Here is a 15774-nt window from a genome sequence, read left to right on the forward strand (position 1 = left end):
GGGGGTTCTCTCTCGGGTCAGTCGACGCGGAAGATCCGCAGTTGGAGGGCGAGCAGGGCGTAGTAGCCGACGAGTGTGGAGAGCTCGACGGTCGTGGAGAGGTCGAGCACGGCGCGCGAGGATGCCCAGAGCGCGTCGTCGACGTCGCCGCGCGTCATCGCGTGGGCGAGCCGGACGATCGCGGCCTCGCGCGGGTCGGCGAGTGCGGGGACCCCGCCGTCGCGCACCGCGGTGAGTTCGTCGTCGCTCAGGCCGACGGCGCGCCCCACGGCTTCGTGCGCGTGGCGCTCGAACGTGCTGTTCCAGTGCGCCGCGACGACGAGGATCGCGAGCTCGCGTTCGCGCGCGGTGAGGTCGGTCGCGTAGCGGACGGCGGCGCCGAGCGACTGCACGGCTCCGCCCAGCACGGGGGAGAACAGGAGAGCATTGAACGGGCCGGCGAGCGAACCGTCGGGGTGCGTCAGCGCGAAGTGCTGCGGCCCCTGTGCGCGTGGCCCCATCGTGATGTCGTCGTAGATCGCACGTCGGGCGTCGTCGAGCTCGTCGGGTCGCAGGCCCGGCAGGCGGCTCATCTGGCTCCCAGGCGGGTGGAGATGTCGGTGGCGGCCGCACGCACCCGCTCGAGCAGCGGGCCGCGGAGGTCGGCGACGTCGTGGCGCGCCGACGACACCGCGACGTTGATCGCCGCCACGACCTTCCCGTCGGCGCCGCGCACGGCGACCGCGACGGAGCGGAGTCCGCGGGCGAGTTCCTCGTCCTGGAGGGCGAACCCGGCGGCGCGGATGCGGTCGAGCTCGGCATGCAGGTCGGGGAGCGAGCGCTTCGCGTTCGGCCCTCCGGGCGCGGAGAAGGATGCCTCGGTGATGCGCACGGCGAGTTCGTCGGCCGGGAGATGGGCCAGGAGCAGCTTTCCCATCGAGGTGTAGATCGCCGGGAGCGTCGAGCCGACCTGGATGTTGGCAGTCACGAGATCGGCGTTCCGGATGCGCGCGACGTACAGCACCTGGTCGCCCATGAGCACGCCGAGATTGACGGTCTCACCGGTGTCGTCGGCGAGGCGGCGCAGCGGAAGTTCGCTCGCCTGGACGAGCCCCGAGCCGCGGAGGGCGGCCGAACCGAGGGCGAGCGACGCGAGCCCGGGGCGCACGGCGCCCTCGGGAGTCTTCTCGAGGAACCCGTCGGCCTCGAGCGTCGCGACGACACGGAACGCCGTCGGCATCGGCATGCCGGTGCGGTCGCAGATCTCGCGCAACCGCAGTTCGACGATGTTCTCGTCGAAGAGGCGCAGCACGGCGAGTCCCTTGGCGAGGGCTTCGATGCGGTACTGGCCGTCCGGGTTGCTCATGGGTTACTCTTCAATCTGTGAAAGGCACTTTCACGATGTGAAATTCTAGCGACAGGACCTCCGGAATGCAATCGTCGACGTCGACGCTCCCAGCCGGCTTTCTCTGGGGTGCCGCCACCGCGGGCCATCAGATCGAGGGCGACAACACGACGAGCGACACGTGGTTCCTCGAGCACGTGACGCCGACGATCTTCCAGGCGCCGTCGGGCAAGGCCTGCAACTCGTGGGAGCTCTGGGAGACCGACCTCGACCTCGCCGCGGGGCTCGGCCTCACCGCCTACCGGTTCTCGATCGAGTGGGCGCGGATCGAGCCCGAGGAGGGCGTCTTCGACGAGGCGGCGCTCGACCGCTACGAGCAGATGGTCGACGGATGCCTCTCCCGCGGCCTGGCCCCCGTCGTCACCTTCAACCACTTCACGTCGCCGCACTGGTTCGCGAAGCGCAGCGCCTGGCTCGACCCCGAAGCGCCCGCCCTCTTCGTGCGCTATTGCGAGAAGGTGATGGCGAGGTTCGGCGACCGCATCGCCGTCGCCGTCACGTTCAACGAACCCGACCTCCCCGAGATGCTGTCGTGGGTCGACCTGCCAGAGTTCGTGCACGACCTCGAGCGCGCGACCCTCGCCGCGGCGAGTGCGGCGGCCGGCGTCGAGAAGTACCGAGCGGGCAACGTCATGCTCGCCGAGGACTTCGCCGGGATGCGCGCCGGGATGACCGCGGGTCACCTCGCGGCCCGGGCGGCGATCAAGGCGGTGCGACCCGACCTGCCGGTCGGCCTGTCGATCGCGATCTGCGACGACGTGGCGATCCCCGGCGGCGAAGAGCTGCGCGACCGCAAGCGCGCCGAGGTCTACGACCACTGGCTGCGCCTCGCGGCCGATGACGACTTCATCGGCGTGCAGAACTACGAGCGCGTGATCTACGGTCCTGACGGGCAGATGCCCCCGGCCGAGGGCGAAGCGGTCAACGAGATGGGAACCGCGATCGAGCCCGGGTCGCTCCGCGGCTCCGTGGAGTACGCCCACCAGGTCAGCGGCGTGCCGGTGCTCGTCACCGAGCACGGCATCTCCACCGACGACGACACCCTGCGCGCGGCCTTCATCCCGCCGTCGATCGCCGGCCTGGTCGACGCGATCGCCGCCGGGACTCCGGTGCTCGGCTACTTCCACTGGTCGCTGCTCGACAACTTCGAGTGGATCTTCGGCTACACCCGCCAGCTCGGCCTTCACGAGGTCGACTTCGAGACCTTCGAGCGCACGGCCAAACCGAGCGCCGCCGTCTACGCCGCCGTCGTCGCGCAACACCGAGGCGTGTCGTGACCGACGTGACCTGGCTCGGTCTCGAGGGCGCGCGCGTGCTCGTCGCCGGCGCCGGTGGGATCGGCGGAACGTGCGCTCGGGCGTTCGCGGGAGTCGGCGCGACGGTCGTCGTCGTCGATCGGGATGCTGCAGCGCTCGCCGAGATCGCGAGCGGTGAGGACGCCGCCGTCGCCACCATTCAGGCGGACCTCACCGAGAAGGGCGCCGGCGCACGCGTCGTCGCCGAGGCCCTCGAGACGCTCGGCGGTCTCGACGTGCTGCTCCACGCCGTCGGAGTCAACGACCGCCGCCCGATCCTCGACTTCACCGAAGACGAGTGGGAGCACATCCTGCGGGTCAACCTGTTCTCCCTCTTCGGACTCGCCCAGGCCGCGGGGCGACACATGGTCGACGCCGGCTCCGGCCGCATCCTGGCCCTCTCGAGCGTCTCCGGTTTGCTCGCGCACCACTCGCACGGCCCCTACGCCGCCTCGAAGGGTGGCATCAATCAGCTGCTGCGCGTCATGGCGCGCGAGTGGGCGCCGTTCGGCGTCACCGTGAATGCGCTGGCGCCGGGCTACATCGAGACCCCGCTCACCGCCGAGCACTTGTCGCACGGCAACAAGCGCGCCGAGCTCGAGAGTCTCGGGCCGGCCGGTCGCCTCGGCTCTCCCGAGGAACTCACCGGCCCCGCGCTGTTCCTCGCGTCGAAACACGCCGCATTCATCACCGGCCACATCCAGTACGTCGACGGCGGGCGCACGCTCGTCTGATGGGAGACAACGACATGACCGAACCGCAGATCTTCCCGCGCTTCGCGGGGAAGACCGTGATGGTGACGGGAGCCGGCACCGGCTTCGGCCACGAGATCGCCGTGCGCGCCGCCCAGGAGGGCGCCAAGGTCGCCGTCCACTACCGCTCCTCGAAGGCGGGCGCGGAGGCGACGAAGGCGAAGATCGAGAGCGTCGGCAGCGAGGCGATCCTCGTGCAGGGCGACATCGGCTCGTGGGCCGAGATCAAGCGGATGGCCGACGAGGTGTGGGCGGCTTTCGGGTCACTCGATGTGCTCGTCAACAACGTGGGCGACGTATCGAGCGACCAGATGTCGTGGACCGAGCTCACGCAGGAGGCGCTCGACGCTGTCGTGGATGTCGACGTCAAGGGCACCCTGCTGATGACCCACGAGTTCGGCGGTCGGATGCTCGAGCAGCCGAACGGCGGCAACATCGTCAACGTCGGTTCGACCGTCATCGTGCGCGGCTCGCCCCGCGCTCCGCAGTACGCCGCGGCGAAGTACGCGATCGTCGGCATCACCAAGTCGTACGCGAAGGTCTTCGCGCCGAAGGTGCGCGTGAACACTTTCGCTCCCGGGTTCATGGAGACCGAGATGCTGCTGAACCGCGCCGACTGGAAGGCCGGCCGCCGCGAGCAGCTCATCGCCCAGACGCCGATGGGGGTCATCCCGCCCCCGTCGTTCGTCGCGGGGACGTGCCTGTGGCTCGCGACCGACGAAGCGGCTCATCTCACCGGCGGCTACCTCCTGGCCGACGGCGGATTTAACATGGTCGGCGCGTAGGCGCCACCCGAGAGGACTCAGAATGAAACTCATCACCTTCGACGGCGGCCGCGTGGGCCGACTGGAACTCGAGGAAGGCACCGTCCTCGAGCTCGACGTGCCGAGCACGCGCGAGTACTTCGAGCGCGGCGGCGACGTGCGCGAGACGGGCGAACGCCTGAACTACGCCGACGTGAAGCTCGAGGCGCCCATCCGCCCCAAGAAGTTCTTCCACACCGCCGGCAACTTCATCGACCACCACAACGAGCTCACCGCCGTCGACTGGTCGCACCCCGTGCACAAGGGCATCGTGTTCTTCCAGAACCTCGACGCGATCATCGGCCCGGACGACGACATCGTCTACCCCGAGGGGCTCACGAAGGAGCTCGACTACGAGCTCGAGATGGCGATCGTGATCGGCAAGTCGGGCAAGTTCTTCACCCCCGACGAGGCCGATGACTACATCGCCGGCTACACGATCTTCAACGACATCACCGCGCGCGACATCCAGCGCAAGGAGATGGAGTCGGGCGTCTTCTCGTTCAGTAAGGGCATCGACACCTTCTGCCCGATCGGTCCGTGGATCGTCACGAAAGACGAGATCCCGGATGCGCACAACCTGGCGATGCAGCTGAGGGTCAACGGCGAGGTGCGTCAGCAGGGCAACACGAACGCGACCCGCATCCAGTGGCCGCACCTCGTGGCGTACCACTCGCCGCAGATCTACTCCGCCGGCGACCTGCTCACGACCGGCACCATCTCGGGCGTCGCGGCCGTGCAGAAGAACCCGTTCGACTTCTACCTCAACCCCGGCGACGTCGTCGAGGCCGAGATCGAGGGCCTCGGCGTGCTGCGCAACCGGGTCATCTCGTGGGAGGACCGCTACGGCGAGCCCGCCCCCCAGCGCGTCGACTGGTGAGGCACCGCACCTCATGAGGTTGATCAACAGGTTCGGGCGCGCGGCCCTTGTAGTGGCTGAGGGTCGCGCGCTCGACGTCTTCGAGGCGAGCGGGGGAAGGTTCGGCCCCGACCCGCAGTCGCTCTTCGACGACTGGGATGCCGTGGTCGCCTGGGCGCGCACGGCGACGGGGGAGGGCGAGCCGTTCACGAGCACGGAGCTCGGCGCCCCGGTGCCCCGCCCCGCCCAGGTCTTCGCCATCGGCGTGAACTACACCGAGCACGCCGCGGAGGCGGGCTACCCGCCTGACTCGGTTCCCGTGACGTTCACGAAGTTCCCGTCGTCGATCGTCGGCCCCGGTCACGTCGTCGAGCTCCCGAGCGACCGGGTCGACTGGGAGGTCGAGCTCGTCGCCGTGATCTCCCGACGCACTCACCGAGTGACCGCCGCCGACGCGTGGGACCACATCGCAGGCGTGACGATCGGGCAAGACCTGTCGGAGCGCGTCGTGCAGATGGTGGGCACGAAGCCGCAGTTCAGCCTCGGCAAGTCGTTCCCGGGGTTCGGCCCCACCGGACCGTGGCTCGTCACCCCCGACGAGCTGCCCGATCGCGACGACCTCGCGCTGTCGTGCGCCCTCGGCGGCGAGACCCTCCAGGAGTGCCGCACAGCACAGATGATCTCCACCGTGCCGCAGCTCGTCGAGCAACTCTCCGCCGTCGTGATCCTGCTGCCCGGCGACCTGATCTTCACCGGCACGCCCGCGGGCGTCGGCAACCAGCGCACGCCGAAACGGTTCATCCAGCCGCACGAGGTTCTGGTGAGCGCGATCGAGGGTGTCGGCGTGCTGGAGACGCGCTTCACTGCGCACCCCGGATGACCGGCCTTCGCTGGGCGGCGATCGGAACAGGGGGCATCTCGCAGCGATTCGTCCCCGACCTGCAGCGCGTGCCGGGCAACTCGGTGTGCGCGGTGTGGGGCCGTCGCGACGAAGCCGTCCGCGCGTTCGCGGCGGAGCATGGCATCCCGCACGCCTCGACGGACTACGCCGCCCTGCTGCGTCGTGACGATGTCGATGCCGTCTATCTGGCCACGCCGATCTCGACCCACCTCTCGTTCGCGCTGCAGGCGATCGAGGCGGGGAAGCACGTGCTCATCGAGAAGCCGATGGCGATCGATGCCGATGGAGTCGCCCTGCTCTTCGACGCCGCCGCGCGCGCCGGGCGGTTCGTCATGGAGGCGATGTGGATGAAGTTCAATCCGCTGCATCGACAACTGGTGGACCGCTTCGTGGGTGGTGATCTGGGGGAGCCACGCAGCGTCCGCGCGGGGTTCGGATCGCCCGCGCCCGCCGGGGGCTCGCGGTGGAGCGCCGAACTGGGCGGCAGCACCGTTCTCGACCAGGGCATCTACCCGATCACGCTGGCGCAGTGGCTCCTCGGCGAGCCGACGACGGTCACCGCACGGGGGCGGGTGCGAGACGGGGGCGACGTGCACGCGCTCATCGACCTGGCCTTCGACGACGACCGGTTCGCGCAGCTCGCGGTCTCGATCGTCGAGTACATCGACCCGTCGGCCGCCGTCTCCGGGGCCAACGGCTGGGCGACCCTCGACACCATGTTCTGGGCGACGAACGCCGCGACCGTCTTCACGGCGGGCATTCCCGGGGTGCTCTTCGCTCCGCCCGAGCGCGTCGAACTGCCCCGACAGGGCAACGGCTTCGAACCGATGCTGCGCGAGGTGGTCGCCGCGATCGAGGCGGGCCTGCTCGAGCATCCGCACCACGGGCGCGAGGCGACGCTGAGCGTCGCGCGCACGATGGATGCCGTCCGCGCGCAGATCTTGAACGGCTGACTCGTTGTCAGCGGAGCTTCGCGAAGAAGTCTTCGATGAGCATCCGGGCATCGGCCCGGACGAGCAGCCGCACTCCAGGTGAGGGGCTCTCCCACGCGACATCGTCGTTCTCGAGCGCCGCCGCGAGGAGCGGCAGGCTGTCGCCCAGCGCCCACGTCTCGCCGAGTGGGAAACCGGGCGGGATGTCGAGCTCCGCGAAGCGGCGCCAGATCCACTGTCCGAGGCGGCCGGAGTCCTCGAGGCGTGTGCGGAGCTCGGCGACCGAGCACCGCACGGACCGGTAGGTCTCGAGGGGGATCTGGTCGATCTGAAGGCCGGGCGTGGCGAACACGTCCGCGGCGGCGTCGGGATCCATGTCGCGGTTGTACTCGAACGTCTCGGCCCTCGATCCGCCTACCCAGACCAGGCGGGTGCTCTCGCCGAGGCTCGGCATCCGCCGCACCGCCGCGGCGACGTTCGTGAGTGGGCCCGCGCACACCAGCACGAGCGGGAGGTCCTCGGCGCGCCGCGCCTCGTCGACGATCGCGCGCGCCGCATCCGCCGCGTCCGCTGCCTGAGGATCGGGGGACTCCGATCCTGCCGCCATCGTCACCCTCGCGCCGGTGAGTGCGGCCAGGTCTGCGGCGAGAGCCAGGCCGCGCGCCGCTCCGTCGGCCGAGCCGGGGAAGAGCGGCGGGATGAACGAACTCGTGACGAGCCGCACGTCGTCGGTCGGGGAGAGCAGGTGATGGGCGAGCGCGAGCAGCCCGTCCGGATCGCCGGCCCAGTCATTGTCGACGATCACGCGGCGGCGCGGAACGAGCTTCCAGCCCTCGGCGCTCATGCCGTCACGCGCTGGGCGAAGGCGATCGCCCGGTCGAAGAGGGCAGCGGAGGTCTCCGCACTCGCGTGCTGCCAGAAGTGACCGACCCCGGGCTCGAGGTGCAGCTCGACCGGGACGCCGGCGACGGTCAGCGCTGCCGCGAGCGCCGTGCTCTGCTCGGGCGAGACGCTCTCGTCATCGGTGCCGTGAGCGAGGTGGAACGGGGGCGCGCCGGCCCGCACCTGACGGACGGGACTCGCGGACGCGGCCAGTTCGGGCACCGAGAGTACCGGGGCGCCGAGCCACAGGTCTTCGCGCGTCGGCTCCTGTTCGCCGTGCTCCGCGGAGAACCGCGCCATCTCGCTCAGGTCCGACGGACCGTACCAATCGATCACGCCGCGTACACCCGGGGGCGAGGTCAGACCGACGAGTGCGGCGAGTGTGCCGCCGGCCGAGCCGCCCCACAGCACGACGCGATCGGCATCCAGGTCGTACTCGCTCGCGTGCTCGCGGATCCAGGTGAGCGCGCTTTCGACGTCGTCGACCTGGGCAGGGAACACGGCCTCGCCGCTCAGCCGGTAGTCAGCCGCGATGATCGCGAAACCCGCCTCGGCGATGCGGCCGAAGGAGTCGGCTTCCGACGCGAGCGGGCTGAACCGCGCGCGGGTGCCGCCACGCCATCCACCGCCGTGAAGTTGCAACACGACGGGATGCGGCCCGTCACCCGCCGGCCGGTGCAGATCGAGGGTGACGGGGCGGAATCCGGGGTACTCCGCGAACGGGAGGTCTCGAACGACCTCGCGTGTCATTCGAACTTGAAGTCCGGCATGAACACGGTGCCGAACTTCTGGCCGGCCGCGATCATCTGCTCGATCGGCGTGATGTAGGGCACCTGCGGAATGCCGGTCTCCTGCGTGGGGGTGCCCATCGCGTGGAAGAAACGCTCGAACGCGCCCGAGTTCACGCCGAAGACCTTCGTCGGCGCCTCCATCCGGAATGCGTGCACGGTGTCGATCGGTACGAATCCGAAATCGCCGGTCTTCAGGGTGCGCTTGCCCTCGAAGCCCTTTTGGTCGTTCATCCACACCGTGATGGAGCCGTCGACGACGTAGAAGATCTCGTGCGCGGTCTTGTGCAGGTGCGGCGGGATCATGTCGCCCTTGGGCGCCTCGCACGTGAAGGCGCCGTAGTTGCCCTCGGTCTCGTCGGCGCTCAGCAGGATCGTGAAGAGCTGGTCGAACACGACCGACTTCTCGCCCTCGCCGTTGGCGAGATAGAACGGGGTGGGCTTCCCCGGCAGGATCCCCGCGAACGGGTCGTTGGGGTTCCCGGTGACGGGCTGGGTGCTGGACACGCTGTACCTCCTTGTAAGCAAGCAAGGCCGATCTTGCGCTCGTGTCCGCGCATCACGCCAGTTCGAACTTCCTACCGAGCGTTAGGCCATGCCTAAAATGCAGGGCATGGACATCCCGCTGCACGTGCTGCGCTACTTCTGCGCACTGGCCGACGAACTCCACTTCGGCCGCGCGGCTGCAGCGCTCAGCATCTCGGCACCGTCGCTGAGCCAGCAGATCAGCAAGCTCGAGCAGACCATCGGCGTGAAGCTCTTCGAGCGATCCCCGCGAAAGGTCGAGCTGACCGCCGCGGGCGCCGAGCTGCTGCCGCTCGCGCGCCGGGTGCGCGACGACCACGAGGACGTGCTCCGTTGGGCACGGACACGTACCGGCGGCGACGACACGCTGCTCAGGATCGGCGTCGTCGCGGCCGGCGCGGGGTCACTCACCACCTCGATCCTGTCCAACGCGATGCAGCGGATGCCGAGGGTGCGTCTCGAGATGCGGCGCCTGGGCTTCTTCGACACCCGCGACGAGCTTCTCGCCGGCACGGTGGATGTCTCGTTCTCGCCTGCTCCCATGGAGCCCGACGATCGCATCCGGACGCATCCGCTCTGGCGGGAGCCGCGCGTGCTCGTCATGCGCAGCGATCACCGCCTCGCCGAGCGCAGCGAGGTGAGCATCTCGGAGCTCGGCGACGAGGTGTTCGTCGGCGCCTCGGGCAACGGACGGCAGGGCGCGCAACAGACGCTCGACTGGTGGATGGTCAACCCGCGGCCCGACGGCTCGAGTCCCCGGCGCGGCCCGACGGCCGACGACTTCGACGGCATCCTCGAACTCGTCGCGACGGGGGTCGGTGTCAACATCGCGTCGGCGTCGGCAGCGCTGCACTATCGCCGGGACAACATCGCGTTCGTGCGCATCGTCGACATCGAGCCGACGACGATCCTGCTCTGTTCGCTCGCGCGTCCGGCACGCCCCGCCGTGGACGCGTTCTTCGAACTCGCCCTCGCCACGGCGCCCTCGTGGTCGATGACGAGCGAGGCCCGGGCCACGTCACGTTAGTCGTCGCCTAACGGTCAATAGGGAGTTCGAACTGGCCACGGGGGCCCGCGCCCGGTGACCATGGGAATGCAGCTCACGACGGCGTCAGCCTGAACGTCCTCCAGCACGTCCGGAGGGCGGTGACCGATGGTCGACTTCGCCACGAGCCGCATCAGCCACTGCCCTGTCCAATGACTGTATGGAGGCATCACCCCACATGGCACCCACACCCCGCATCACCCGCGCCGCGCGCGGCGCGCTCGCGATGGCGGCCGTCGCCGCGACCGCCCTCGCCCTCACCGGCTGCACGGGCGCCGCGAGCAACGACTCGCGTCTCGTCATCGCCCTCGACTCCGACCAGGCCGCGTTCGGGTACGACCCGCTGCGTTACGGCAGTGGTCAGCGCATGTTCTTCGAGGGGGTCTACGACTCGCTCTTCACTCTCGACGCGGACGCGCAGGTCGTTCCCGACCTCGTGACGGAGTTCGCCTACAACGAGGACAAGACAGAGCTCACGCTCGAGCTCGACACGTCAGCGACGTTCGCCGACGGCTCGACGCTCTCCGCCGAGCTCGTCAAGCAGAACCTCGACTTCCGTGGGGACCCCGACCTCTCGGCGTACAACGGGTTCGCCGAGGGTGGCGAGACCCCGATCGGCGAGGTCGTCGTCGTCGACGAGGACACCGTGACGCTCGTCTTCCCCACTGCCAGCGAGGGCTTCGAGGCGAACCTCGTCTTCCCGGCCGGCGCGATCGTGGGTCCCACCGGCGTCGCCGATCGTGACGGGCTCGACTCCGCCGCCGACGGCTCCGGTCCGCTTCAGATCGACGGCGACGCGAGCGTCAAGGGCAACACCTACCTGCTGACGAAGAAGGCGGACCACCCGGATGCGGGCGAGTACCCCTTCGAAGCGTACGAGTTCCGGCCGATCACCGACCCGCAGGCCCGAGTCAATGCCGTCATCTCCGGCGACGTCGACTTTGCGTCGGTCGTGCCCACCGCACTCGCACAGGTCGAGTCGGGCGGGAAGTCGCTCCTCTCCAACGGCGGCAGCATCTTCAACCTCCTCCCGTTCGACAAGTCGGGCGCCGTCGTTCCGGCGTTCGGCGACGAGAACGTGCGCCGAGCTCTCTCGATCGCGATCGATCGCGAGGCGTTCGTGGAGGGTCTCTACCCCGGCGAGCGTCCGACCGCCAGCGCCCTGCCCCTCGACAGCCCCGGCTACATTGCGGAGCTCGAGGACGAGTACGCTTACGACCCGGAGCTCGCGCGTGAACTGCTCGCCGAAGCCGGATATCCCGATGGATTCTCCTTCGAGTTCGTCGTGAGCGGCGACAGCCAGCGCGATCTGGAAGCCATCCAGCCGTACTGGGAGGCGATCGGAGTCGAGGTGACGCTGACCAACGCCTCCTCGACCGAAGAGATCTTCGCCGCAGTCCGGACGACGCCGCTCGGTGGACCGATCGTGCTCACCTGGACGAACCCGGCCGGCAACATCTTCGGCGTGCTGTTCGGGTTCGCGAACTTCCACGGCGCTCAGAACGACGCGATCAACGGCGCGACCGGTGCTCTGCTCGGCGCACAGGATGACGCGTCGCGTGAGTCCGCACTCCAGGACCTGAACCGGGCGATCGTCGACTCGGCGTGGCTCATCCCGCTGTACGAGCGCGAGTCGCACTGGGGCTACGACTCCTCGAAGGTCTCGGGTGCCACGTTCCCCGGCGCGGAGCCGTTCCCGCTCCTTCCGTCGATCCAGCCGGCGTCCTGACCGCGACCGGGGGCGTCGCAGCACGCAGCGGCGCCCCCGGTCCCTCACCGGAAACTCCCGAACCATGATCCGATTCCTCCTGATCCGACTCGCGTTCGCGCTTCTCACGCTCGTCGTCGCGTCGCTCGCGGCCTTCGTGCTCGTGCACCTGTCCGGATCGACGCCCGGCGGCGTGGCACTCGGCGCGAACGGCACGCCGGAGACCATCTACCAGTACAACGTCTCCGTGGGTTGGTTCGACCCGTGGCACATCCAGCTGCTGCGGTGGCTCGGCACGGTCGTGACCGGCGACCTGGGGAATTCGCTCGTCGACGGTCGCGACATCGGCACCGACATCCTGAAGCGGCTCCCCGTCACGGCCGCGCTCGCGGTCGGGGGAGCGCTGCTCAGCGGCGTGATCGGCGTCACGCTCGGCGTGTTCGCCGCCGTCCGGGGCGGGTTGCCCGACCGGCTCATCACGGCCGTCTCCGGCCTGCTGCTCTCCCTGCCTCCCTTCTGGTTCGGCATCCTCCTCGTCCTCGTCTTCGCCGTGCAGCTTCGACTCCTCCCGGCCACCGGTTTCGTGCCCTTCGCCAACGATCCGGGGCGGTCGATCGCGTCGCTCGTGCTTCCCGTCCTCACCATCGCCGTCACCACCGCTGGGTTCATCGCCCGTCAAGCGCGCGCGTCGATGGCCGAGGCCCTGGCCCAGGAGCACATCCGCACCCTGCGAGCCGTCGGCACCCCGCAGCACCGCATCATCGGCGTGCATGCTCTGCGGAGTGCGAGCCTCCCGATCCTCGCGAGCATCGCGATCCAGTTCATCCTGCTCTTCGGCGGCTCCGTCATCATCGAGACCCTGTTCGCGCTCCCCGGCATCGGGCAGGCCATGCAGGTCGCCGTCGGCTCCGCCGATCTGCCGTTCGTTCAAGCGCTCGTCCTCGTCGCGACGCTCGTCGTCGTCGTCATCAACTTCGCGCTCGAACTCCTCAACCGCTTCCTCGACCCGAAACTGCGTACCTCATGAGCGCGTCCACCACGTCGATCGCCCGCATACGGATGCGGGACCGCCGCGTCCCGCCCGGAGCCACGGGCCGTGTCCTGCGTTCCCCGTTCGGCGTCGCCGCGCTTGCCTGGCTCGTGATCCTGATCCTGGCTTCGTTGAGCGCGCCGCTCTGGTTGCCGTACGGGCCGATCCAGAACGACCTCACGGCGGTGCTCCAAGGGCCGAGCGCTGCGCACTGGCTGGGCACCGACGAGGTCGGCCGCGACATCCTGGCGCGCATCGTGACGGCCGCGGCCTCGACGCTGGCCCTCGCCTGCGTAGCACCGATCGTCGCGCTCGCCGTGACCCTGCCCGTCGTGCTCGTGGCCTCGCGCAGCACGATCGCCGAGCAGATCGCCAACCGGGTGAGCGAGATCCTGATGTCGCTGCCGGGCACCGTCATCATCCTCGCGTTCATCGCGGCCGTCGGTCGCGAGATGCTGCTCGTGATGGTGCTTCTGGGCGTCATGCTGTTCGGTGGGCTCTACCGGATTCTCATCGGCCAGGCGCGGTCGCTGCACAAGCAGCTGTTCGTGGAGGCCGCCGCCGTCGACGGCGTGCGGCCCTTCGCGGCCAGCCTGCGCCACGTCGTTCCCAACATGGCCAGCACGGTCGTCGTGCAGTTCGTCCTGATTTTCGGCGTAGGCATCATGATGCAGGCCGGTCTCGCCTTCATCGGCTTCGGCCCCCAGCCACCGGAACCTACCTGGGGCGGCATGATCCAGGCCGCCTCGAAGGTCATCTTCCAGCAGCCGTGGCTGATGGTGCCGACCGGCGGGGTACTTGCGCTGACCCTCATCGCGGCGAACGGGTTGGCCGACATCGTGTCGGGTGGGAACGCCACCCCTCCGCCCCTCGTCGCGCTGCGCAAGCGTCGTCGTCGCCCCGTGCAGGCAGTCTCGGCGGCAGCGTCGGAAGCCGGAGGCGTCTCCGCGGTTCCGAACAGTCAGCCGGGAGAGCTCGTGATCGACGACCTCGTGATCTCACTCGACGACGGGCCCGACCTGGTGACGGGCGTCTCGCTGCGTATCACACCCGGGCGGGTCACGGGCCTCGTCGGCGAATCCGGGTGCGGCAAGAGCGTCACGTCGTATGCGGTGCTCGGGCTCCTGAGCCCCGGCCTCTCGGTCACCTCGGGGCGCATCCTCTGGGGAGGCGTCGACCTGGCTTCGGCAGAGGAGTCCGCCCTCGCCCGGGTGCGCGGTCACGAGATCGCCTACATCTCCCAGGAGCCCACGCGGGCGCTCGACCCCATGTTCACCGTCGGCTGGCAGCTCGCCGCCACCGTGCGTCGACTCCGACGTGTAGGGCGGACCGAGGCCCGCAACATCGCCGCCACGCTGCTGGACGACGTGGGAATCGTCGACCCCCTCCGCGTGCTGCGGCTCTATCCCCACGAGATCTCGGGAGGAATGGCGCAGCGCGTCGCGATCGCGCTCGCGCTCGCGGGCCAGCCGCGGCTGCTCATCGCGGACGAACCCACGACCGCGCTCGACGTCACGGTTCAGGCGGAGATCCTGGCTCTCCTGCGAGAACTCGTCAGCGGTCGCGACATGTCCATCCTGCTCGTCACCCATGACCTCGGAGTGGTGGCCGACATCTGCGACGACGTCGCCGTGATGTATGCGGGTCAGCTCGTCGAGACGGGGTCGGTGCGCGACGTGCTGACCCGCTCGGAGCAGCCATACACGATGGCGCTTCTCGCCTCGAATCCGCATGCGGCGATGCAGATCACCGATTCGACGCACCTCGCCTCCATCCCCGGACAGGTCCCGGCTCCGGGTTCTTGGCCGCGGGGATGCCGGTTCGCGCCGCGCTGCAGGTTCGCGATCGCGGCCTGCTCGGTGCCGATCCCTCTCGAACCCCGCCGCGAAGGCGTCGGGCAGGTTCGCTGCATTCGCCATGACGAGGTCATCGGACGCCAGGCCGAGTGGATCGAGCCCGAGGCCGAGGGAGCCGCATCATGACCGCCACCCCCAGCCCGGACATCGTCTCCGGCTCCGGCTCGACGACGGTCGCCGAGGTGCCCTTGCTCGAGGTACGCGACCTCGTGGTCAGGTACGGTCGCAAGAGCGCGCCCGCCGTCGATGGCGTCTCCTTCACCATCGCGCCGGGGGAGACCCTCGGGTTGGTGGGTGAGTCCGGCTCCGGGAAGACCACCATCGGCAAGGCGATCCTCGGCCTCCAGCCGGTGACGAGCGGGCAGATCCTCTTCCAGGGCCGGGACATCACCGCGGCGAGCCCCGCGCAGCGCCGGGAGCTGCACGGTGATCTCCGCGCGGTCTTCCAAGATCCGTTCTCGTCGCTCAACCCGAGGCGACCGATCGGAGACGCGATCGAGGAGCCGCTCCGAGTCGCCGGGGTCGCGAAGGTCGAACGGGTGCGCCGCACCGTTGCCACCCTCGAGTCGGTCGGTCTCCCGGGCGACGCCCGGGAGCGCTTCCCCCGGCAGTTCTCGGGCGGTCAGCGGCAGCGCATCGCGATCGCGCGGGCACTGGTCACCGATCCGCGTCTGGTGGTGTGCGACGAAGCGGTCAGCGCGCTCGACCTGTCGACCCAGGCTCAGGTCCTCAACCTGCTCGCCGACCTGAGGGATCGTTTCGACCTCGGCTACCTCTTCATCGCGCACGACATCGCCGTCGTCGAGTTGCTCGCCCAGCGTGTCGTCGTCCTCTACCGCGGCAAGGTCATGGAGGAGGGCCTGACACGCGACGTCGTCCGAGACCCGCAGCACCCCTACACCCGCGTTCTCATGGCGGCCTCACCGGTGCCGGACCCCGATGAGCAGGCCCGACGGCGTGCGGTGTGGGCTCGCTTGCGAGCCGAGTACGTCGCCGAGAGATCCGCCTGAACGC

General features: G+C 69.4%; 16 protein-coding genes. 11 read left to right on the top strand and 5 right to left on the bottom strand.

From position 1 onward, the window contains the following. Nucleotides 1–17: 17 nt before the first annotated feature. Together ACO1X9_RS04050 and ACO1X9_RS04055 are read right to left on the bottom strand one after the other, a co-directional pair. Nucleotides 18–572 carry a carboxymuconolactone decarboxylase family protein gene (locus ACO1X9_RS04050; protein WP_486349549.1) on the bottom strand — a complete coding sequence of 185 codons (555 nt, stop codon included), beginning with the start codon at nt 570–572 and terminating at the stop codon, nt 18–20. After that, on the bottom strand, nt 569–1345 hold the full coding sequence (locus ACO1X9_RS04055) for an IclR family transcriptional regulator (RefSeq protein ID WP_486349550.1): 777 nt from the start codon (nt 1343–1345) through the stop codon (nt 569–571). Before ACO1X9_RS04055 ends, ACO1X9_RS04050 begins: the two co-directional genes overlap by 4 nt. A 65-nt stretch (nt 1346–1410) precedes the next feature. Between ACO1X9_RS04055 and ACO1X9_RS04060 the strand changes: the two genes are divergently transcribed. Genes ACO1X9_RS04060 through ACO1X9_RS04085 form a run of 6 tightly spaced genes read left to right on the top strand, consistent with a single transcriptional unit; the run spans nt 1411 to nt 6947 of the window. Further along, nucleotides 1411–2661, top strand: a complete 1251-nt coding sequence (locus ACO1X9_RS04060) for a glycoside hydrolase family 1 protein (protein ID WP_486349551.1) — start codon at nt 1411–1413, stop codon at nt 2659–2661. Continuing rightward, nucleotides 2658–3413, top strand: a complete 756-nt coding sequence (locus ACO1X9_RS04065; protein ID WP_486349552.1) for an SDR family NAD(P)-dependent oxidoreductase — start codon at nt 2658–2660, stop codon at nt 3411–3413. Before ACO1X9_RS04060 ends, ACO1X9_RS04065 begins: the two co-directional genes overlap by 4 nt. Beyond that, entirely contained in the window at nt 3413–4216 is an 804-nt protein-coding gene (locus tag ACO1X9_RS04070; protein ID WP_486349553.1) for an SDR family NAD(P)-dependent oxidoreductase, read from the top strand. The genes ACO1X9_RS04065 and ACO1X9_RS04070 overlap by 1 nt, the downstream gene beginning before the upstream one ends. Before the next feature lie 22 nt (nt 4217–4238). Beyond that, complete coding sequence (locus tag ACO1X9_RS04075) at nt 4239–5114, top strand: fumarylacetoacetate hydrolase family protein (RefSeq protein ID WP_486349554.1); 876 nt, start codon at nt 4239–4241, stop codon at nt 5112–5114. Nucleotides 5115–5166: 52 nt separating this feature from the next. Further along, nucleotides 5167–5973 (top strand): fumarylacetoacetate hydrolase family protein, encoded by an 807-nt coding sequence (locus tag ACO1X9_RS04080; protein ID WP_486349555.1) that lies wholly within the window; start codon nt 5167–5169, stop codon nt 5971–5973. After that, nucleotides 5970–6947 (top strand): Gfo/Idh/MocA family protein, encoded by a 978-nt coding sequence (locus ACO1X9_RS04085; RefSeq protein WP_486349556.1) that lies wholly within the window; start codon nt 5970–5972, stop codon nt 6945–6947. Before ACO1X9_RS04080 ends, ACO1X9_RS04085 begins: the two co-directional genes overlap by 4 nt. Nucleotides 6948–6954: 7 nt before the next feature. Here the strand turns inward: ACO1X9_RS04085 and ACO1X9_RS04090 are convergent, their stop codons facing one another. From ACO1X9_RS04090 to ACO1X9_RS04100, 3 genes are read right to left on the bottom strand one after another with little or no spacing between them, the layout of a single operon-like run. Beyond that, a complete protein-coding gene (locus ACO1X9_RS04090) occupies nt 6955–7770 on the bottom strand; it encodes a nucleoside hydrolase (protein ID WP_486349557.1) in 816 nt (271 codons plus the stop codon). Next, nucleotides 7767–8558, bottom strand: coding sequence for an alpha/beta hydrolase fold domain-containing protein (locus ACO1X9_RS04095; protein ID WP_486349558.1), 792 nt, complete (start codon nt 8556–8558; stop codon nt 7767–7769). Before ACO1X9_RS04095 ends, ACO1X9_RS04090 begins: the two co-directional genes overlap by 4 nt. After that, entirely contained in the window at nt 8555–9103 is a 549-nt protein-coding gene (locus ACO1X9_RS04100; protein ID WP_486349559.1) for a quercetin 2,3-dioxygenase, read from the bottom strand. The genes ACO1X9_RS04095 and ACO1X9_RS04100 overlap by 4 nt, the downstream gene beginning before the upstream one ends. Nucleotides 9104–9191: 88 nt before the next feature. Here ACO1X9_RS04100 and ACO1X9_RS04105 point away from each other — a divergent pair, with 88 nt between their 5' ends. From ACO1X9_RS04105 to ACO1X9_RS04125, 5 genes are all read left to right on the top strand, one after another. Continuing rightward, entirely contained in the window at nt 9192–10148 is a 957-nt protein-coding gene (locus ACO1X9_RS04105; RefSeq protein ID WP_486349560.1) for a LysR family transcriptional regulator, read from the top strand. Between the two features lie 196 nt (nt 10149–10344). Beyond that, nucleotides 10345–11895, top strand: a complete 1551-nt coding sequence (locus tag ACO1X9_RS04110) for an ABC transporter substrate-binding protein (protein WP_486349561.1) — start codon at nt 10345–10347, stop codon at nt 11893–11895. 64 nt (nt 11896–11959) lie between these two features. After that, entirely contained in the window at nt 11960–12901 is a 942-nt protein-coding gene (locus ACO1X9_RS04115; protein ID WP_486349562.1) for an ABC transporter permease, read from the top strand. Further along, nucleotides 12898–14886, top strand: coding sequence for a dipeptide/oligopeptide/nickel ABC transporter permease/ATP-binding protein (locus ACO1X9_RS04120; RefSeq protein ID WP_486349563.1), 1989 nt, complete (start codon nt 12898–12900; stop codon nt 14884–14886). Before ACO1X9_RS04115 ends, ACO1X9_RS04120 begins: the two co-directional genes overlap by 4 nt. Further along, a complete protein-coding gene (locus tag ACO1X9_RS04125; protein ID WP_486349564.1) occupies nt 14883–15770 on the top strand; it encodes an ATP-binding cassette domain-containing protein in 888 nt (295 codons plus the stop codon). Before ACO1X9_RS04120 ends, ACO1X9_RS04125 begins: the two co-directional genes overlap by 4 nt. The last annotated feature ends 4 nt before the right edge of the window (nt 15771–15774 follow it).

This window comes from Pseudolysinimonas sp. (assembly GCF_057350545.1).